The sequence below is a fragment of the Curtobacterium sp. 320 genome (assembly GCF_031455235.1).
Lineage (GTDB): Bacteria > Actinomycetota > Actinomycetes > Actinomycetales > Microbacteriaceae > Curtobacterium.
Genome location: NZ_JAVDSI010000011.1, coordinates 11,870 through 30,682, shown reverse-complemented (window position 1 = coordinate 30,682; position 18,813 = coordinate 11,870). Strand labels below are relative to the sequence as shown.

19 protein-coding genes are annotated in these 18,813 nt (G+C 72.3%); 6 read left to right on the top strand and 13 right to left on the bottom strand.

The annotated features are described in order from the left end of the window. Window positions 1–41: 41 nt before the first annotated feature. The 5 genes from J2X60_RS14270 to J2X60_RS14250 form a co-directional block, all read right to left on the bottom strand. On the bottom strand, window positions 42–617 hold the full coding sequence (locus tag J2X60_RS14270; RefSeq protein WP_309778172.1) for a GNAT family N-acetyltransferase: 576 nt from the start codon (window positions 615–617) through the stop codon (window positions 42–44). A gap of 79 nt (window positions 618–696) precedes the next feature. Next, entirely contained in the window at window positions 697–2,289 is a 1,593-nt protein-coding gene (locus J2X60_RS14265; protein ID WP_309888366.1) for a dihydrolipoamide acetyltransferase family protein, read from the bottom strand. Window positions 2,290–2,330: 41 nt separating this feature from the next. Further along, complete coding sequence (locus J2X60_RS14260; protein WP_070419276.1) at window positions 2,331–3,290, bottom strand: alpha-ketoacid dehydrogenase subunit beta; 960 nt, start codon at window positions 3,288–3,290, stop codon at window positions 2,331–2,333. 86 nt (window positions 3,291–3,376) lie between these two features. After that, on the bottom strand, window positions 3,377–4,513 hold the full coding sequence (locus J2X60_RS14255; RefSeq protein ID WP_309888364.1) for a thiamine pyrophosphate-dependent dehydrogenase E1 component subunit alpha: 1,137 nt from the start codon (window positions 4,511–4,513) through the stop codon (window positions 3,377–3,379). Window positions 4,514–4,536: 23 nt separating this feature from the next. Continuing rightward, window positions 4,537–5,616 carry a histidinol-phosphate transaminase gene (locus tag J2X60_RS14250; protein WP_309888362.1) on the bottom strand — a complete coding sequence of 360 codons (1,080 nt, stop codon included), beginning with the start codon at window positions 5,614–5,616 and terminating at the stop codon, window positions 4,537–4,539. A gap of 71 nt (window positions 5,617–5,687) precedes the next feature. On the opposite strand from J2X60_RS14250, the gene J2X60_RS14245 reads away from it, so the two are divergent. The 3 genes from J2X60_RS14245 (at window position 5,688) to purB (ending at window position 8,100) form a co-directional block, all read left to right on the top strand. Further along, window positions 5,688–6,086, top strand: coding sequence for a phage holin family protein (locus tag J2X60_RS14245; protein ID WP_309778167.1), 399 nt, complete (start codon window positions 5,688–5,690; stop codon window positions 6,084–6,086). A gap of 119 nt (window positions 6,087–6,205) precedes the next feature. Next, entirely contained in the window at window positions 6,206–6,718 is a 513-nt protein-coding gene (locus J2X60_RS14240; protein ID WP_070419277.1) for a low molecular weight protein-tyrosine-phosphatase, read from the top strand. Further along, window positions 6,715–8,100: an adenylosuccinate lyase gene (gene purB, locus J2X60_RS14235; protein WP_070417158.1), complete on the top strand. Its 1,386-nt coding sequence runs from the start codon at window positions 6,715–6,717 to the stop codon at window positions 8,098–8,100. The genes J2X60_RS14240 and purB overlap by 4 nt, the downstream gene beginning before the upstream one ends. 51 nt (window positions 8,101–8,151) lie before the next feature. On the opposite strand, the gene J2X60_RS14230 is transcribed toward purB, so the two are convergent. Next, the gene (locus J2X60_RS14230) at window positions 8,152–9,066 is read right to left on the bottom strand and encodes a LysR family transcriptional regulator (RefSeq protein WP_309778165.1); all 915 of its coding nucleotides are present in this window, start codon (window positions 9,064–9,066) and stop codon (window positions 8,152–8,154) included. Window positions 9,067–9,138: 72 nt separating this feature from the next. Here J2X60_RS14230 and J2X60_RS14225 point away from each other — a divergent pair, with 72 nt between their 5' ends. Continuing rightward, window positions 9,139–10,215, top strand: a complete 1,077-nt coding sequence (locus J2X60_RS14225; RefSeq protein ID WP_309888360.1) for an EamA family transporter — start codon at window positions 9,139–9,141, stop codon at window positions 10,213–10,215. Here the strand turns inward: J2X60_RS14225 and J2X60_RS14220 are convergent. Then, a complete protein-coding gene (locus J2X60_RS14220) occupies window positions 10,184–11,161 on the bottom strand; it encodes a DUF1731 domain-containing protein (protein WP_309888359.1) in 978 nt (325 codons plus the stop codon). The genes J2X60_RS14225 and J2X60_RS14220 overlap by 32 nt on opposite strands. A gap of 1 nt (window position 11,162) precedes the next feature. Beyond that, window positions 11,163–11,828: a DUF4166 domain-containing protein gene (locus J2X60_RS14215; RefSeq protein WP_309888357.1), complete on the bottom strand. Its 666-nt coding sequence runs from the start codon at window positions 11,826–11,828 to the stop codon at window positions 11,163–11,165. Window positions 11,829–11,875: 47 nt separating this feature from the next. Here J2X60_RS14215 and J2X60_RS14210 point away from each other — a divergent pair, with 47 nt between their 5' ends. Continuing rightward, window positions 11,876–12,796 (top strand): cation diffusion facilitator family transporter, encoded by a 921-nt coding sequence (locus tag J2X60_RS14210; protein ID WP_070419278.1) that lies wholly within the window; start codon window positions 11,876–11,878, stop codon window positions 12,794–12,796. A gap of 37 nt (window positions 12,797–12,833) precedes the next feature. Here the strand turns inward: J2X60_RS14210 and J2X60_RS14205 are convergent, their stop codons facing one another. Continuing rightward, window positions 12,834–13,445 (bottom strand): hypothetical protein, encoded by a 612-nt coding sequence (locus J2X60_RS14205; RefSeq protein WP_309778159.1) that lies wholly within the window; start codon window positions 13,443–13,445, stop codon window positions 12,834–12,836. Window positions 13,446–13,612: 167 nt separating this feature from the next. Continuing rightward, the gene (locus J2X60_RS14200; protein WP_309778157.1) at window positions 13,613–14,887 is read right to left on the bottom strand and encodes an MFS transporter; all 1,275 of its coding nucleotides are present in this window, start codon (window positions 14,885–14,887) and stop codon (window positions 13,613–13,615) included. 48 nt (window positions 14,888–14,935) lie between these two features. Here J2X60_RS14200 and J2X60_RS14195 point away from each other — a divergent pair, with 48 nt between their 5' ends. Next, a complete protein-coding gene (locus J2X60_RS14195) occupies window positions 14,936–15,865 on the top strand; it encodes a LysR family transcriptional regulator (RefSeq protein WP_309888354.1) in 930 nt (309 codons plus the stop codon). A gap of 73 nt (window positions 15,866–15,938) precedes the next feature. Here the strand turns inward: J2X60_RS14195 and J2X60_RS14190 are convergent, their stop codons facing one another. From J2X60_RS14190 to J2X60_RS14180, 3 genes are all read right to left on the bottom strand, one after another. Further along, window positions 15,939–16,727, bottom strand: coding sequence for a hypothetical protein (locus J2X60_RS14190; RefSeq protein WP_309888352.1), 789 nt, complete (start codon window positions 16,725–16,727; stop codon window positions 15,939–15,941). Then, window positions 16,717–17,256 carry a sigma-70 family RNA polymerase sigma factor gene (locus J2X60_RS14185; protein ID WP_309888350.1) on the bottom strand — a complete coding sequence of 180 codons (540 nt, stop codon included), beginning with the start codon at window positions 17,254–17,256 and terminating at the stop codon, window positions 16,717–16,719. Before J2X60_RS14185 ends, J2X60_RS14190 begins: the two co-directional genes overlap by 11 nt. Before the next feature lie 104 nt (window positions 17,257–17,360). Further along, on the bottom strand, window positions 17,361–18,809 hold the full coding sequence (locus J2X60_RS14180) for a DHA2 family efflux MFS transporter permease subunit (protein ID WP_309888348.1): 1,449 nt from the start codon (window positions 18,807–18,809) through the stop codon (window positions 17,361–17,363). Window positions 18,810–18,813 lie beyond the last annotated feature (4 nt).

The window sequence follows — 18,813 nt, the reverse complement described above, 5'->3', positions numbered from 1 at the left end:
CCGGTGCGGCTCGGGGCCGTCGGGCTCCTTGCCGGTGCGGGTCAGGCGTTCGCGACGAGCCAGGCCCGCTGCGTCCGTGAGAGCGCCCGGTCCGCCCAGACCTGCCGCTCGACACCGTCCGGCAGCGTCGACGACGTCGAGCCCTGCCACACCAGCTGCAGCCCCGCGCGGTCGAGCACGGCCGCCGAGGCCGGGTTGTTCGTCAGCACCCGCCCGGTGACCGCGACGTCGGGAGCGACGTCCGCCGCGGCAGCCACCGCCGCGAGTGCGATCTCCGTCGCGTAGCCGTTGCCCCACGCCGCCGGTGCCAACCGGTAGCCGAGGTTCCACACCCCGGCCGCGGTCATGTCCACGCCGCCGACACCGAGGAACGCGTGGTCGGTCGCGGCGCGGACCGCCCACGAGCCGAGCCCGTGTCGTGCCCGGCCGCCGATCTTGCGCTGGACGAGGTCGACCGTCGAGGCCCGCACCGCGTGCCGTCCCGCGGGGAGGTGGGTCCACGTCCGGGCGTCGGAGAAGACCGCGTGCACGTCGTCGATGTCCGCCGGTGACAGCGGGGTGAGCAGGAGGCGATCCGTTCGGATCTCCTGCGAGGGCATCAGGAGCTGGTGGACCATGTCTCGATCATCCCGCCGCCCACCGACATCCGTGTGAACACCACGCGACGAATGCGGGAGTCCGCAACGGCGGTGACGGCTAGTCGAGCAGCAGCGCCGGCTCCTCGAGCACCGAGGCCACGTCGTGCACGAAGCGGGACGCCACGTCGCCGTCGACGACCCGGTGGTCGAACGAGGCGCCGATCGTCGTCACCATGCGCGACCGGACCTCGCCATCGACGACCCACGGCTTCGGCTTGATCGTACCCATCGCCACGATCGCGACCTCGCCCGGGTTGAGGATCGGGGTACCGGTGTCCATGCCGAACACGCCGATGTTCGTGATCGACACCGTGCCGTTCGCCATCTGCGCCGGAGTGGTCTTGCCGTCGCGGGCGGTCAGGGTGAGCTGCTCGAGGGCCTGGGCGAGCTCGAGCAGGGACATGTCCTGCGCGTCCTTGATGTTCGGCACGATGAGGCCGCGCGGGGTGGCCGCGGCGATGCCGAGGTTCACGAAGTGGTGGACGATGATCTCGCGGTCGGTCCAGGTGGAGTTCACCGAACGGTTGCGGCGGACCGCCCAGATCACGGCCTTCGCCACGAGGAGCAGCGGCGACACCTTCACGCCCGCGAACGTCGGCGAGGACTTCAGCCGCTTGACGAACTCCATCGTGCGGGTGGCATCCACGTCGACGAACAGCGAGACGTGCGGTGCGGTGAACGCCGACGTGGTCATCGCGGTCGCGATGGCCTTGCGGACGCCCTTGACCGGGATCGTCTCGCTGCGGACGTCGCCCCACTCGGGCGTCTCGATGTTGCGGAAGACGCTGGCCTGCTTCGCGTGCCGGATGACGTCGTCGCGGGTGACCTCGCCCGCGAGGCCGGTCGCGACGATCTCGCTCAGCTCGACGCCGAGGTCCTTCGCGAGCTTCCGGATCGGCGGCTTCGCCAGGACGTTGGTCGCCACACCGTGCTTGCGCGCCGAGCCGGAGCCCTGCGCGGAGATGGCTTCGGCGGTGGTCTCCTCACCGGGGTCGGTGGCGGCTTCGGCGGCAGCTGCGGCGTCGGCACTGGAGGCGCGGCTCGCCTCGGCCGCGAGCGCTGCGGCCCGGCGGGCGCCCGGCTTCCGGCGGGACGGCGACGAGGTCGCGGAGCCGTAGCCGACGAGGACAGCGCCGGAGGACTCGTCCGTGCCGACGACGGAAGCGTCGACGGCGACCGGCTGGGCGGGTGCGGCTGCGGGCTGCACGGGAGCGGTGGCGGGCGCCGCGGCGGCCCGCGGCGGGGTCGGCGCACTCACCGGAGCGGGTGCGGCGGGGGTCTGCGCGACCGGGGCGGCGGGCGCGGCCGGTGCCGGCGGGGTGGCGGTGACGTCCGGCGAGGTCGGGACGCTCTGGTCGACGTGTGCCGCGCCTCCTGGGCCGGCGAGCGGCGCACCGGACGCGACCTGCGCGTCGGACTCCACACGGATGATCGGCTTGCCGACCTCGACGGTGTCGCCCTCGGAGACGAGCAGGCCGGTGACGGTGCCGGAGAACGGCGACGGGAGCTCGACGAGGGACTTCGCCGTCTCGATCTCGACGAGGACCTGGTCGACGGCGATCTCGTCCCCGATCGCGACGCGCCACTGCACGATCTCGGCCTCGGTGAGGCCTTCACCCACGTCGGGCAGGGGGAATTCGGCGACGGCCACTACGGCTCCTTCGGCGTTCTGGTCGAGCTCGGACAGGGAGGTCAGTAGGCGAGGGCGCGGTCGACGGCCTCGAGGACGCGGTCGGCGTCCGGCAGGTGCAGGTGCTCAAGCTTCGACACCGGGAACGGGACGTCGAACCCGGAGACCCGGAGCGGCGGTGCCTGCATCGTGTAGAACGCCTTCTCGGCGACGGTCGCGGCGATCTCGCTGCCGACGCTGACGAAGCCGGAGGCCTCTTGCGCGATGACGAGACGACCGGTCTTCCGGACCGACGCCAGGAGCGGCTCCCAGTCGATCGGCGAGATGGAGCGGAGGTCGATGACCTCGCAGCTCGTGCCCTCGCCCTCGGCGATCTCCGCCGCCTGCATGAGCGTGGCGACCATCGCGCCGTGGCCGACGAGGGTGACCTCGGTGCCGGTGCGGGCGACGCGCGTGGTGTGCATCGGGACGTGCCCGTCGACGAGGTCCACCTGACCCTTCGGCCAGTAGCGCGACTTCGGCTCGAGGAAGACGACCGGGTCCTTCGAGGCCACTGCTTCCTGGATCATCCAGTAGGCGTCGTTCGGCGTGCTCGGGCTGACCACGCGGAGACCCGGGGTGTGCGCGAAGTACGCCTCGGGCGACTCCTGGTGGTGCTCCACGGCACCGATGTGGCCGCCGTAGGGGATGCGGATGACGACGGGCAGCGACATGTGCGCCGGCAGCCGGTTCGCCATCTTCGCGAGCTGCGAGGTGATCTGGTCGAAGCCCGGCCAGACGAAGCCGTCGAACTGGATCTCGACGACCGGGCGGTAGCCGCGCAGGGCCAGACCGATCGCGGTGCCGATGATGCCGGCCTCGGCGAGCGGGGTGTCCCGCACGCGCTCGGGGCCGAACTTCTCCTGCAGGCCCTCGGTGATGCGGAACACACCGCCGAGTGCGCCGATGTCCTCGCCCATCAGCAGGACCTTGTCGTCCGCCTGCATCGCGGCGGCGAGCCCGGCGTTGAGCGCCTTGGCCATCGTCAGGGTCGGGGTGGGGTCGCTCGGGACCTCACCGGCGCCCGGGTGGGAGCGCAGGGTGTAGTCGAAGAGCTGCTCGGTGGTGCTCATGCGTGGGCGCCCCCTTCGAAGCCGGCCTCGTACTGTTCGAGCCAGGCCTTCTGCTCGGCGATCAGCGGGTGCGGCTCGCGGTAGACCTTGTCGAACATGACGTCGACGGACGGCGGCGTCAGGGCCACGGTGCGGCGGCGGACGTCGGCGGCGATGTCCTCGCCCTCTTCGTCGAACGCGGCGAACTGCTCGTCGGTCGCGCCCTTGGAGCGCAGGTACGCCTCGGACCGGACGATCGGGTCGCGGCGGACCCAGTCCTCGAGCTCGCCCTCGGCGCGGTAGCGGCTCGGGTCGTCGGAGCTCGTGTGCGCGCCGATGCGGTACGTGTCGGCCTCGATGAACGCCGGGCCCTGGCCGCTGCGGGCGTGGTCGGTGGCGACGACCGAGGCCGTGTACGAGGCGAGGATGTCGTTGCCGTCGATGAGGACGCTCGGGATCCCGAAGCCGCGCGGACGGTCGACGAGCGGGGTCGGCGACTGCACCGACACCGGCACCGAGATCGCCCAGTGGTTGTTCTGCAGGAAGAAGACGACGGGGGCCTTCGTCGAGGCCGAGAACACGTACGCCTCGTTCACGTCGCCCTGGCTCGTCGCGCCGTCGCCGAAGTAGACGATCGAGCACGCGTCGCGGTCGGGGTCACCCGTGCCGACGTCGCCGTCGAGCTTCTGCCCGAGTGCGTACCCGGTGGCGTGCAGGGTCTGCGAGCCGATCACCAGGGTGGAGATGTGGGTGTTGCCGCGCTCGTCCGGGTCCCACCCGCCGTGCGTCTGGCCGCGGTACATCGCGATGATCTCCATCGGCTCGACGCCGCGGTGCATCGTGACCGCGTGCTCGCGGTAGGACGGGAAGACGTGGTCCTGCGCACGGAGGGCGAAGGCGGAACCGGTCTGTGCGGCTTCCTGCCCGTGGCTCGGCACCCAGAGGCCGAGCTGACCGGTGCGCTGGAGGTTGTGACCGGCGTGGTCGAACCGACGGGTGAGGACCATCCGGCGGTGCATCGCCAGCAGGGTCTCGTCCGGGATCGCCCGCGCGGCGGCGGCGAACTCGGCGTTCTCGTCGGTCTCCACGAACCGACCCTCGGGGTCGAGGAGCCGGACGGTGGTCGTCGCGGGGGCCGCGGCGCGGAATGACATGCGGGCCAGCGTAGCGGCAGCGACTACTCGGCTGCCTGGAGGTCCCCCACAAGCGACCGTGCCGTTTCGAGGAGCGTTCCCACAGCCTCGTGCTCCCCGATCGAGATGCGGATGCCCTCGTTCCCGAAGGCCCGGACGATGATGCCGACCTGCTCGAAGCGCTCCGTCGCGTGCGCCGTCAGCTCGCCGGTCGGCAGCCACACGAAGTTGCCCTGGGCGTCGGGCACGTCCCAGCCCTGCTCGCGGAGCGACGTGACGACGTGGTCCCGCAGGACAGCGATCTCGGACACGCGCTCGAGCAGTTCGGACTCGCGTTCGAGGCTCGCGAGCGCCGCCGCCTGGCCCTGCGCCGTGACCGAGAGCGGGATGGCGCAGGCGCGTACGGCATCGAGCACGTACGCCGGGCCGAGGGCGTACCCGACGCGGAGTCCGGCCAGCCCGTACGCCTTCGAGAAGGTGCGGAGCACGACGAGGTTCGGGTACCGCTCGAGCAGTGGTGCACCACGGACGGCGGTCGGCTCGGTGACGAACTCGGCGTAGGCCTCGTCGAGGACCACGAGCACGGTGGCGGGCACCTGCGCCATGAACGCCTCGAACTCCGCGCCGGTCACGATCGGACCGGTCGGGTTGTTCGGCGTGCAGACGATCACGAGCCGGGTGCGCTCGGTGACGGCGGCGGCCATCGCGTCGAGGTCGTGTCCGCCGTCGGGGCGGTTCGGCACCTGCACGCTCGTGGCACCGGCGACCGTGACGACGCCCGGGTAGGCCTCGAAGGAGCGCCACGCGTAGACGATCTCGTCGCCGGGGCCGGAGGTGGCCTTGGCGAGTTCGTGGAGGATCGCGACGCTGCCGGGGGCGACGTGGACCTCGTCGACGGTGGTGCCGAAGCGGTTCGCGAGCACGGCCCGGACGGCGAGGGCGGTGGCGTCGGGGTAGCGGTTGAACGCGGTCTGCGCCTGCACGGCCTCGACGACGCCGGGCAGCGGCGGGAACGGGTTCTCGTTGCTCGACAGCTTGAAGGCGTCGGCCGCGGCCTGGCGCCCCTGCTTGTAGGCGGGGAGAACGGCGATCTCGGGCCGGATGTGCACGCGCTCGTCAGTCACGGGATCAGGCTACCCGGCCGGGTGAACGGCGATGCGGTGCCCATCCGGGTACCGGAGGGCATCATGGACGCATGCGATTCCTCGTCCGCCTCGTCGTCAACGCCGTCGCCCTCTGGCTCACCACGCTGATCGTCAGCGGCGTCTCCGTCACGCCCTTCGGCGACGGCGGCACCACGGCCACCGTGCTCACCTACCTGCTCGTGGCGTTCGTGTTCGGCCTCGTGAACGCGGTCATCGGCACGCTGATCCGGATCGTGGCCTTCCCGATCTACATCCTCACGCTCGGGCTCATCTCCTTCGTCGTGAACGCGATCCTGCTGCTCATCGTCGCCGGGATCTCGGACGCCTTCGGCTTCGGGCTGCAGGTCGAGTCGTTCGGCTGGGGCATCGTCGGCGCCTTCGTGCTCGCGGTGTTCGCGTGGCTGATCGGGCTGTTCGTGCGGCCGGTGCTGAACCGCCCGCGCGCGTGACGCTCGCCGACGACCCGTCGGCGAGCACCCCGTCGGGGCGGGCCGACGACCGGACCGGCACCGCGCCTCCCGACAGCAGCAGCGTCGCGGACGGACGCTCCCTGCGCCATGATGTCCCCATGACCCCGGACGCCGACGCCCCCTTCCGGGTCTCGTTCGTCTGCAGCGGCAACATCTGCCGCTCCCCCATGGCCGGCATCGTCTTCGCCCAGCTCGCGGCGGACGCCGGCATGGCCGACCGGTTCCAGGTCGAGTCCGCCGGCACCGGCGACTGGCACGTCGGCGAGCCCGCCGACGAGCGCACGATCGCAGCACTCGCAGCGCGCGGATACGATGGCAGCAGGCATCGCGCCCGTCAGTTCGATCCGGACCGGTTCCCGGACCTCGATCTGGTGGTCGCACTCGACCGCTCCCACGAACGCATCCTGCGCTCGTGGGCACCGACCATGGACGACGCCGCGAAGGTGACGCTCCTGCTGCGGTACGACGACGCCTGGCCCCAGCAGACCGACGTACCGGATCCGTACTACGCGGACCGGCACGAGTTCGACCGAGTGCTCTCGACCGTCGAACGGGCCTGCCGGGCGCTCTTCCGCCAACTCGAGCCGGCAGTCCGTCAGGGAGCCCCATGACCCCCCTTCCCCCGCAGCCGATCAGCCCGCTCGACGGGCGCTACTACCCGATCGTGCACACGGTGGGCGAGCACCTCTCCGAGGCCGGGCTCAACCGCGCGCGCATCGTGGTCGAGGTCGAGTGGCTCATCTTCCTGACCGACCACGCGATGTTCACCACGTCGCCGCTCAGCGTCGATGACAAGGCCGCGCTCCGCCGGGTCGTGGAGACCTTCGGCCAGGAGCAGATCGCCGAGCTCGCCGAGATCGAGGCCACGACGCGGCACGACGTCAAGGCGGTCGAGTACTTCGTCCGTCGTCGTCTGTCCGAGCTCGGGCTCGACGCGATCGCCGAGCTCACGCACTTCGCCGCGACGAGCGAGGACGTCAACAACCTCTCCTACGCGCTGACCGTGCGCGACACCGTCGACCAGGTGTGGCTGCCGGCCTACCGCGCCGTCGTGGCGAGGCTCCGCGAGCTCGCCGACGAGCTGAAGAGCGTCCCGATGCTCTCGCACACGCACGGGCAGCCGGCGACGCCGACGACGCTCGGCAAGGAACTCGCGGTCGTCGTCTACCGCCTCGAGCGCGTGCTGTCCCAGATCGAGGGCGGCGAGTACCTCGGCAAGTTCTCCGGCGCGACCGGCACGTTCTCGGCGCACCTCGCGGCCGACCCCGAGGCCGACTGGCCCGCACTCTCCCGCGAGTTCGTCGAGGGTCTCGGGCTCACCTGGAACCCCCTCACGACGCAGATCGAGTCGCACGACTGGCAGGCCGAGCTGTACGACCGGGTGCGCCACGCGAACCGGATCCTGCACAACCTCGCGACGGACGTGTGGACCTACATCTCGATGGGGTACTTCACGCAGATCCCGGTGGCGGGTGCCACGGGCTCGTCGACGATGCCGCACAAGATCAACCCGATCCGGTTCGAGAACGCCGAGGCGAACCTCGAGATCTCGTCGGCGCTGTTCTCCACGCTGTCCGAGACGCTCGTGACGTCGCGGCTCCAGCGTGACCTCACCGACTCGACCACGCAGCGGAACATCGGCGTCGCGTTCGGGCACTCGCTGCTCGCGCTCGACAACCTGCGCCGTGGCCTGGGTGAGATCGCCGTGAACGAGGTGCGTCTCGCCGAGGACCTCGACCGCAACTGGGAGGTGCTCGCCGAGGCCATCCAGACGGTCATCCGCGCCGAGGTCACCGCCGGACAGTCGAACATCGAGGACCCCTACGCGATGCTCAAGGAGCTCACGCGCGGGAAGCGCATCGGGCAGGCGGAGCTCGTCGCGTTCGTGAACGGCCTGGACATCTCGTCCGGCGCGAAGGCCCGGCTGACGAACCTCACCCCGGCCACCTACACGGGCCTCGCCGACGAGCTGGTCGACCACCTCGACGTCTGACCAAGCGTCGGCCTGGAGGCGCGGGTCGGCCCCGCCGGCAGCGTCACCGCCTCAGGTGGTGACGTCCAGGGCCTCGGCGACCAGCGCCTCCAGGACCGTCCGGACCACGGGGCGGACCGCACGGTCCGGCCGGACGAGCGCCTCGATCCGCCGCCCCGCGCGGACGTCGGCGAGCTCGGCGAGGTGGAACCGACCGGACGCCCGGGTCCCCGAGGTGTACCGCGGCACGAGCGCCACCCCGTGTCCGGCGGCGACGAGGTTCTCGATGACGGGCAGGTGGATCGTCCGGAAGCCGACGCTCGGCGGTGTGTCCGTCGCCGCCGCCATGGCCGTGAGCACCCGGTCGATCGGGTAGCCCACCGGCACCCCGATCCAGGACTCCCCGACGACGTCGTCGATGCGGACGCGCTCGCGGGCGGCCAGCCGGTGGTCGAGCGGGAGCGCGACGTCGAGCGGCTCGCGGAGGAGCGGGACGGTCTCGAGCGCCTCCCGGCCGGCCGGCGGGGCGCCGTCCGGCCGGTGCCCGATGACGACGTCGTGGTCGGCGGCGAGGGGGCCGAACGCGTCCTCGCTGACGTCGACGTCGACGAGCACCAGGTCGATGCCGGGGTGCTCGCGCATCCGGGTGAGCAGGCCGGGCAGCAGGAGTTCCGCGGCCGACGGGAACACGGCGAGGTCCACCCGCCCCGTCGCGCCGCCGAGGTGCTCCCGCCACGCCGCGTCCACAGTGGCGATCGCCGTCGCGACGCCGCTCGCCAGCCCGGCGAGCACCCGGCCGTGCTCGGTGAGCCGGACCCCGCGGCCGACCCGTTCGACGAGGGCGACGCCGACCTGTCGCTGCAGGGTCTGGAGCTGTTGCGAGACGGCGCTGGGCGTGCGGTGCGTGGCCTCGGCGACGGCGGTGACGCTCCCCCGCTCGGCGAGTTCGCGGAGGACGGCGAGGAGCTGCACGTCGAAGCCGACCATGCAGGGAGCCTACAACGTCGGTGCGGAACTCTTCGCTGGTGCTGAACGGTGCGGCTGCGTCACGATCGACCCGTGCGCACCCGTGACCGTCTCCTCGCCGTGGTCGTCGCCGTCGTGTGGGGGCTCAACTTCCCCGCGACGGCCCTCGCCCTCGAGCACTTCCCGCCGTTCCTGCTCGCCGCGCTGCGGTTCACGCTGCTCGCGATCCCGACCGTGCTGCTCGTCCCGCGTCCGAGGATCCCGTTCGGCCGGCTCCTGCTCGTCGGCTTCGGGCTCGGCGTCCTGCAGTTCGCGTTCCTGTACCTCGGCATGGCCGCAGGGCTCCCGTCCGGGCTGGCGTCGCTCGTCCTGCAGGCGTCGGCGCCGTTCACGGTCGTGCTCGCCGGGGTGTTCCTGCGCGAGCGACTCACCGGCCGGCAGGTGATCGGGGTCACGATCGCGGTGGCGGCGCTGGCGGCGATCGCCGTGCACCGGGCGCAGGCGGCGGCGCTGCTGCCCGTCGTGCTCGCGCTGTGCGGGGCGCTCGGGTGGGCGATCGGCAACGTCGCGACCCGTCGGGCCGGGGCGGCCAACCCGCTGCACCTGACGCTGTGGTGGTCGATCGTGCCGCCGGTGCCGATGGCCGTCCTGTCGTTCGTCGTCGAGGGGCCGTCGCGCATCGGGAACGCGCTCGGGACGGCGTTCACCGCGGAGGCGCTTCCGGCGGACCTCGGGCTGCTCTACATCGTGCTGGTGGCGACCCTCGTCGGCTACGGCATCTGGTCGCGGCTGATGGCGGCGTACCCGTCGAGCACCGTCGCGCCGTTCTCGATGCTCGTGCCCGTGGTCGGGGTGTTCGCCTCGTGGGTGGCGTTCGGGGAGGTGCCGGACGCGGTGGAGATCGCGGCCGGGGTCGTCGTGGTGGCCGCCGTGCTGTGGTCGTCCCGCCCCGCGCGGTCCCGCCCGGCACGGGTCCGTCCCGCGCGGTCCCGCCCGGCGTCGTCACCGGTCGAGGTCGCACCACACGCCGCGGACGCTCCGCCGAGGTCGCACGACGTGCCGCCCGCCGACGGCCGGGGCGGCAGTACGAGCGACCTCGGCGACCCGCCCCCGCCGAGGTCGACACCGGCGCCGGCGCTCAGCCCCGGTGCTGCCGACGCTCCGCGATGATCCCGGCGAGTGCGCCGCGCAGGTGCGGGTAGCGGAACTCGTACCCGGCCTCGACCAGGCGCGTCGGCACCACCCACCGGCTCTTCAGCACGAGCTCGGTCTCGGTCCGGATCGCGAACGACCCGAGCTCGAGCATCCACCGCCACGTCGGGATCCCGAAGCGTCGCCCGACGGCGTCCCGGATGGTGGCCATCACGGTGCGGTTGTCCGACGGGTTCGGGCTCGACACGTTGACCGCGCCGTCGATGTCCTCGTGGTCGCGGACGAAGCGGATCGCCCCGAGGACGTCCGCGATGTGCACCCAGCTGAACCGCTGCCGGCCCCGGGTGTGCCGGTTCACGTGGTAGGTGCCGGCACGGAGCCGGGAGCGCTTCGGGAACCACGGGCCGTCGTACTGCGGCCCGCCGAGTCCCGTCTGCGCCAGCCGGAGCAACGGCACGAGGGCGCTGCCGTCGCCGAACACGATCGCCATCCGGAGCGCCACGCGGCGGGTGCCGGGCAGGTCGACCGCGGACAGGGCGTCCTCCCACGCCTTCGCGACCGACACCGAGAACCCCTCGCCGAGCTCGCCCGTCGCCTCGTCCTGGGGGCGGTCGTCGGCGTGCCGGTAGATCGTCGCTGTCGAGGCGTTCACCCACAGCGGCGGCGGGTGCTCGCTCGTGCGGATCGCCTCGGCCAGTTCGAGCGTGGTGTCGACCCGGGAACGGATGATCTCCGCCCGGTTCCGGCGCCCGTACCGGCAGTTGACGCTCTTGCCGGCCATGTTCACGACGAGTGCGGCCCCGTCGACGAGCTCCCGGATCCGCATGGTGTTGCCCCACACGGCGTCGCCGGTGCGGCCGATCGTGACGACCTCGTAGCCCTCGTCGCGGAAGGCCTCCTGCAGGTACTGCCCGACGAAACCGGTCGCCCCCGCGATCACGGCGCGGCCCTTGTGGTCGCTCATCTCATCCCCGTCCTGTGTCCGGCGCGATCTCGTACCGGAACGCCCCCTCGTACCGGTACAGCGTGCCGACCAGCGGGGCCGAGAGCACCAGGGACACGCGCTGCTGGTCGGCATCGTCATCGAATCGTTCCACGAGCGTCACACGCGGTGCGATGCGGCCCGGGAGGCGCACCTCGCGTCCCAGCGCACGGAACGACACACGGGTGGAGACCAGGCGCAGGGCGCCCGCGTCCGGGCCGTGCGCGTCGACCTCGGCCCGGAGCAGGGCGCTGACGCGCCCACGGCGACCGAGGTGGTCGACGAGCCCGTCGGGTCCGGCGGTGATGGCGTCGACCATCGTTCGGGTGCCGGAACGGAAGCGGAAGGTGCGGTGCGCGCGGACGGCGACCCGACCCTCCTGGACCGCCGGCCCGCGACCGACGCGAGCCGGGCGGTTCTCGACCGTGAAGGGGACGTCCCGTTCCCAGACCGGGAACATGACGGCGTCGCGGGCGAACCACGCGAGCACCGGCCAGAGCCAGCGGCGGGGTGTGCCGACGACGTCGAAGACGCCCTCGCCACGGCCGACGTGTCCGGGCGGGACCGCACCGAAGTACGTCGACAGTCGCGGGTGCAACCGGGTCAGCACGTCGGGCGGTGTGGACAGCTCGTAGGGCGACCGGGTCACGTCCCGATCCTGGCATGTCGTCGGTACGGATCCCTACGATGATGCGCATGGGACACGACCACGGAGCAGGGCACTCGCACGGGCACGCGTCCGAGCGCGCACTGCTCATCGCGTTCTGCATCTCGGCGACGATCCTGCTGGCGGAGGTCGTCGGTGCCGTCGTGACCGGATCGCTCGCCCTGCTCGTCGACGCCGGGCACATGGTCGTCGACACCGGCGGGCTCGGCATCGGCCTCGTGGCGACGCGGCTCGCACGACGCTCGCCGACCGCGCAGCGCACGTGGGGCTTCCAGCGTGCCGAGGTGCTCGGGGCCACGGCGCAGGCGGCGATCCTGCTCGCCGTCGGCGTCTACGTGATCATCTCGGCGATCCAGCGGCTGTTCGTGCCGGCCGAGATCCACTCCGGTCCGCTGCTCGTGTTCGGGATCATCGGCCTCGTCGGCAACCTCGTGGCGTACGCCGTGCTGCTGCGGGCCTCCGGCGAGGGGTTCACCTCGCGGGCCGCCCGGCTCGAGGTCCTCAACGACACCCTCGGCTCCGTCGCGGTCATCGCCGCCGCGGTCGTCCTCATGCTGACCGGGTGGGAGCGTGCCGACTCGGTCGCGGCGATCCTGATCGGGCTGCTCATCCTGCCGCGGGCGATCCGGCTGCTGCGCGAGACCGCCAACGTGCTGCTCGAGTCGACGCCCCCGGGGCTCGACCTCGACGACGTCCGGGGGCACATCCTCGAGCTCGACCACGTCATCGCCGTGCACGACCTGCACGCGACCCTCGTGGCGACCGGGGTGCCGAACCTGACCGCGCACGTGGTGGTGGACGACGAGTGCTTCTCGACGGCGCACGCCCCGCGGATCCTCGACGAGCTGCAGCAGTGCGTGGCGGAGCACTTCGACGTCCCCGTGGAGCACTCGACGTTCCAGCTGGAGCCGGCGTCGCACCGGCGGCACGAGCACGAGGTGCACGCCTAGGCGGTGCCCGGCGCGCCACCGTCGCCCGGGAACGAGGTCAGCAGCCGCCGTCGCTCGTGGGGAACGCCGTGATCACGCGGTCGGTGGTGGCCGACACGATCACGCGGACGAACGGCTCGGCCGCGGGGCGAGACCCGTCGTCGAACCGCACGGGAGCGGCGAAGCAGACCTTGCCGTCGCCGGCGTCCTGCGGGTACCCGGTCGCCGGTGCCTCGAGGGCGGACTGCACCGCGGTGAGCATGGCGTCGTCCCAGTCCCGGGAGCCGTGGCCGGTCACGACGTCCTCCCAGTCCGCGGTGTGGCGGACGCGGATGTGCTCGTAGCCCTGGCCGGAGTTCCCGCACTGCAGCACGACCGTGCCGAGCGCCTCGGTGTCGTACCGGGCCACGGTCTCGCGGGTGCTCGTGTCGCAGCGGGCGAGGACGGCGTCGCCGGGCAGGTCCGGGCCGGTGCGGGTGATCGTCACCGTGCCGTCCTTCGTCGCGTCCCCGCCGGCGGTCGCGCTCGGGACGACGCTGGCCGCCGTGCCCCCGAGCACCGGGTCGTCCGCACCGCGCTGCGCCGTCAGTGCGACGCCACCGGCCACGAGGCCGGCGGCCAGCACGGCGGCGACCCCGGTGATGACGGAACGGTTGCGCTTCTGGGACACGCGCCCAGTATGCCGGACCGGTGTCGCGCCTCCTGGACCGGCCGCGGGACGCAGTCGAACCACGTTCCCGACATCGCACCGCGCCCCAGCGGTGGTGCGATGTCGGAAACGTGGTTCGACGTGGCCGAACGCGCAACGCGGCCGACGCGCGGGACGCGGACCAGCGCTCAGGCCCGCGCCGCCAGGCGGGTGCCGGCGACGACGGCCAGTACGACCACGAACACGACGTACCCGAGCAGCACGGGCAGCGTCGGCAGCACGAGGAGCGCGGCGCCGACCGCCACCACCGGCACGGTCAGCCCGGCGTAGGCGATGAGGAAGGTCGCGGCGAGGACACCGCCGCGACGTTCCGGGCCGACGAGGGCGCCCGCGCTGCCGATCGACGCGCGGAACAGCAGCCCGACGCCGGCTCCCGCGACGACCCCGCCACCGATGAACCCGGCGACCTGCAGCACCACCGCGGCACCGGCCAGGACGACCAGACCACCGACGAGCAGGACCATCCCGAGACGGATCTGCGCCCGCTGCGACAGCCGGGCGAAGACGATCTGCGACACCGCGCTCGCGGCGAACACCCCGAACGTCGTGGCTCCGGCGGCGAGCCGGTCGGTCACGTGGAAGGTCGTCCCGAGGAACGTCGGCGCGACCGAGGTGAAGAGTCCCTGCACCGCGAGCGCGGCGAACGCGGCGGTGCCGGCGGTCCAGAACGCTCCGGCCTGCCCCTCCGGTGCCTGCAGTCGCTGCGGGCGGTAGGGCACGGGCGACGTGGGACGGTCGACGGTCTCCGGGGCGGCGAGCACCACCACGAACGCGACGGCCAGCGCCACGACGAACACGACGTACGGCACCATGAGCGGCTGCCCGACGAACTCCGCGAGCGCTCCTCCGACGAGGGCGCCGAGCGACAGCCCGCCGAGGTTCACGACCCCCGCGACCACGCCCGCCCCGCCGACCGACGACTGCGAGCCCGTCGCCCGGACCCGCAGCTCGCCGAGGTGCGCGGTCGCCGTCGCCGTCAGGAGCCCGACCCCGAGGCCGGTCACGAGCCGGGCGACGATGAGGCCGCTGACGTCGTTCCAGAGCAGGAAGAGCACCGCTGCGACGAGCTCGAGCGCCACCGACACGAGGATGAGCGGGCGCCGTCCGTGCACGTCGCTGAGGTGTCCGGCGAGGTACAGGGAGCCGACGACACCCACGCCGTACGCCGCGAAGACCACGGTCGTCGTGAAGGTCGGGAAGCCGTCGCGTGCCTGGTAGATGACGTAGAGCGGTGCGGGCACGGTCGCGAACGCCATCACCGCGAGGAACGCGAACGCCACGGCCCAGAACCCGACGCCGTGCCGACGGCGCGTGTGCGCTCGTCGTCCGCGCGGGGCGGCGACGCGCTCGCTCGCGGTGGCGGCGGTCGACGACGTGGGAGCGGATGCGGTGGCGGTTGACATGCTCCGATCGTCCCGCCGAACACCCATCGAGTCCAACGGATCCTCTTGATGACGTCCATCGACCTGATCGATACTGAGCCGGTGGAGACCCGCCTGCTCGAACAGTTCGTCACCGTCGCCGCCGAGGGCAGCGTCACCCGCGCCGCCGAACGGCTCTGGGCGGCGCAGTCCACGGTGTCCGCGGGGATCGCGTCACTCGAGCGGAGCTTCGGGGTCCGGCTGTTCGACCGCACCGGACGGCACCTCGTGCTGACGACCGCTGGTGAGGACCTGCTCCCCCACGCCCGCGCCGTGCTGGAGTCCCTCGACCGGATGCACGACCTCGCGACCGTCGACGACACCGACCTGCGGGGACGGGTCCGGCTCGGCATCTTCACGAGCATGGACGTCGTCGACCTCACGGGCGTGCTGCGGCGGTTCCGGCAGCGGCACCCGCTGGTCGCGGTGGAACTGATGACCTCGCCCTCCGGGACGACCGGGCTCGTGCAGGACCTGGTCGCCGGGCGGCTCGACATCGCCTACACGGGCCTCCCGGCCGTCCCGGCCGGGGTCGACGTGGCGCCGCTCCGGGAGATGCCGTTCCGGGTCTTCACCGCCGCCGACCACCGGTTCGCCGGTCGTCGCTCGGTCTCGCTCGCCGAGCTCGCCGACGAGCCGTTCATCGACACCGCGCACGGCTTCGGCAACCGGATCATCCTCGACACCGCGTTGGAGCGGCTCGGGATCCGGCGGCGGATCGTCGCGGAGATGAACGACATGCCCGCGGTGATCCGGTTCGCGTCGGCCGGCCTCGGTGTCGGCGTCGTCCCGGACTCCGGGGTGCGCCACGACGGTGCGGTGCTCGAGCTCGAGGACGAGGTCGATCCCCTGCGCATCGGACTCGCGATGCGGACGAGTCCGGAGCCGAACCGAGCGGTGCGCACGCTGGCGCGCGACATCGTGGCGGCGCGCGTCGACGTCGCTTCGCAGCCGGGCTGAGCGGCCGGATCCCGGTCGTACCCCACCGACGGACTGGAGGCGCGGGTCGTCCCCGCCACGCGCCTCCAGGCCGTCAGTCCCCCCAGATCTCCCCGACGATCGCGGGCAGGAGCCCGTCCGTCGGGAAGTCGGTCTGGTCGATCTGGATCGTGACGCCGTCGCGCTGGAGCGTCGTCACGGTGAGCGGCAGGACGCGCTCCGCCGAGGTCGTGAACTGGCACACGCGACCACCGAAGCGGTCCGCGCAGCTTCCGCTCTGCTCCGCGTACTGCTCGGGGGTGTCCGGCCCGATGTCGGCCGTGTGGCTGACCCGGATCGTGATGTTGGCCTCGACGCCGTAGTTCTGCCAGGTGCAGTACAACCACTCGTGCGGGTCGCGGAGGTGGCCCTGGACACGATCGTTGCCGTCGGGTTCGCGGGCGGTCCCCGAGCCGTAGACCGTCGAGGTGTGGGCAGCGGCACCGAAGAACCGGTCGTAGTCGGCGTCCGGCACCAGCTGGTAGCAGTCGCCCGGGATGAGCACGTTCGATGCCGGTTCCGCCGTCGGCGTCGGCGACGGCGACATTGTCGGGCGTGGTGTCGGGCGCTGGGTGATCGGCGCGGACGTCGGGGTCGTCGCGGAGGGCGACGGCTCCGGCTGCTGCGTCCGGGTGGGTGCGGCGACGGGCGTCTCCTGCTGGGACAGCGACAGGGCCACGGCGCCCGTTGCGGTGCCGATCGCCAGCAGGCCGATGACGCCGAGCGCGATGCCCGGACGGAACCGACGCCGCTTCGGACGCGGGGTGGCACGTTCGAGGACGTTCTGCTTCATCGAGACGAGCAAGCGCTGCAGGTCGTCTCCCTCGGGGGGCTCAGTGTTCATCGTGCATCACCACCTTCTTGAGTCGGCGTCGGGATCGGGAGACCCGCTGGGTGACCGCACCGACGCTGAGGCCCAGCATCTCGGCGGCCTCGGCGTAGGAGTGCCCCTCGAGGAGGCACAGTTCGCAGATGCGTCGGTCGGTCTCGGGGAGCGCGGCGATCTCGTCGCGGACCCAGCGGAGGCGCTCACGGGCCTCCGCGTGGTCGTCGGGTGCGGCGAGCTGCTCGGGGAGCTCGTCGGCGCGACGGCGGGCCTGCTTCCGGCCGGTGTTGAACGCGTGGTTCCGGCACACGACGAGCAGCCACGGGAGCATCGTGTCCGCCGGGAGCTCGAGGGTCTCGGCACGCTGCCAGAGCGTCAGAAAGGCGTCCTGCACGATCTCCTCGACGTCCTGGCGGTCGTCGACGAGTGCCCAGGCGTAGCGGGTGAGGGTCGCGGCGTACCGGTCGAACGCCCGGGCGAGCGCGCTCTTGTCGCCTCGTGCCATCGCACGGACGATCGCCTCGTCCGTGTCGGTACCGGTCGTCACGTCCACATCCCACCTCCTTCACTCCAGAGGTGTCGGCTGCACGCGCGATCGTGACAGGACCGTGGCGAAAACGTGATCCCGGGCGTGTCGGTCGCCCGAGCTGGTCAGGCGTCGAGCAGGTGCGCGATGCCGGCGACCGAGCGCTTCGCCGCAGTCGAGGTCGACAGGTACCCGACGAGGACGATCCCAGCTCCGATCCCGACGACGATCCACCACATCGCGTGCGTGGCCACCGCGAACCCGGCACCGACGGTCGCGACCGCACTCGCGCCGGTCACGGTGCCGGCGAGTGCGACCCCGAGCGACACCCCGGTCTGCCGGCTCGTGGACGCGACGGCCGCAGCGGACCCGGACTGCGCGCGGGGCATGCCCGAGACGGCCGTGTTCGTGATCGGCGCGTTCACCATGCCGAACCCGAACCCGAACAGCACGAAGGCGACGACGAGCACCCACATCGGTGTCGTGGCGTCGATCGTCGTGAGGATCGCCCCGGCGCCGCCGACACCGATGCCGGCGAGGACGAGCGGGACCCGGGTGCCGATCGAGCCGACGAGACGCCCGGACAGCGGCGAGACGAGCATCGTCGCGACCGCCGCGGGCAGCGTCCACAGGCCGGCCTGGAACGGCGACATGCCCCGGACCTCCTGCAGGTAGAGCGCGTTGAGGAAGAGGAACGCCCCGTTGGCGCCGAACGCGCCGATCGCGGTCACGACCGCGGCCGAGAACGGGATGCTCCGGAAGAACCGGACGTCGATGAGCGGTTCGCGGCGACGGCGCTCGACGGCGACGAGCACGACGAGGGACGCCGCGGCGAGGACGAACAGCCCGAGGGCGGCCGGTGACGTCCAGCCGAGCCGCGGCCCCTCGATGAGCCCGCCGACGAGCGTCGCCAGGAGCACGATCACGAGCACCTGGCCGACGGGGTCGAGGCGTCGGGGCTTCGGCGACTTCGACTCGGGGACGAACAGGAACGTCAGCACGATCGCCGCGATGCCGATCGGCACGTTGATCCAGAAGATCGCGCGCCAGCCGACGGTGTCCGTCAGCGCGCCGCCGACCAGCGGACCGAGCCCCATCGACACACCGACGACGGCACCCCAGACGCCGACGGCGCGGGCACGCTCCTTCGCGTCGTCGAAGGTGGCGGTGATGATCGACATCGCGACCGGGTTCATCATCGAACCGCCCACCGCCTGGACCATGCGGAAGACGACGAGCCAGCCCACGCCGGGCGCGAGCGAGCAGAGCAGCGACCCGACCGTGAAGAGCGCGAGCCCGATCTGGAAGGTGGTGCGGCGGCCGATGCGGTCGGCGGTGGAGCCGGAGAGCAGCAGCAGGCTGGCGAGGACGAGCGTGTAGGCGTCGATCGTCCACTGCAGCCCGGAGATCGAGCTGCCGAGTTCACGCCCGATCGAGGGCAGGGCGACGTTCACCACGGTGGCGTCCATCGAGACGATGAACAGGCTCATGCAGCACACCGCGAGGATGAGGTACCGGTGCCGGTACCGCTGCGGCAGACCCGGGTCGCCCTGGAACGGCCGCCGTGACGGCACCGCG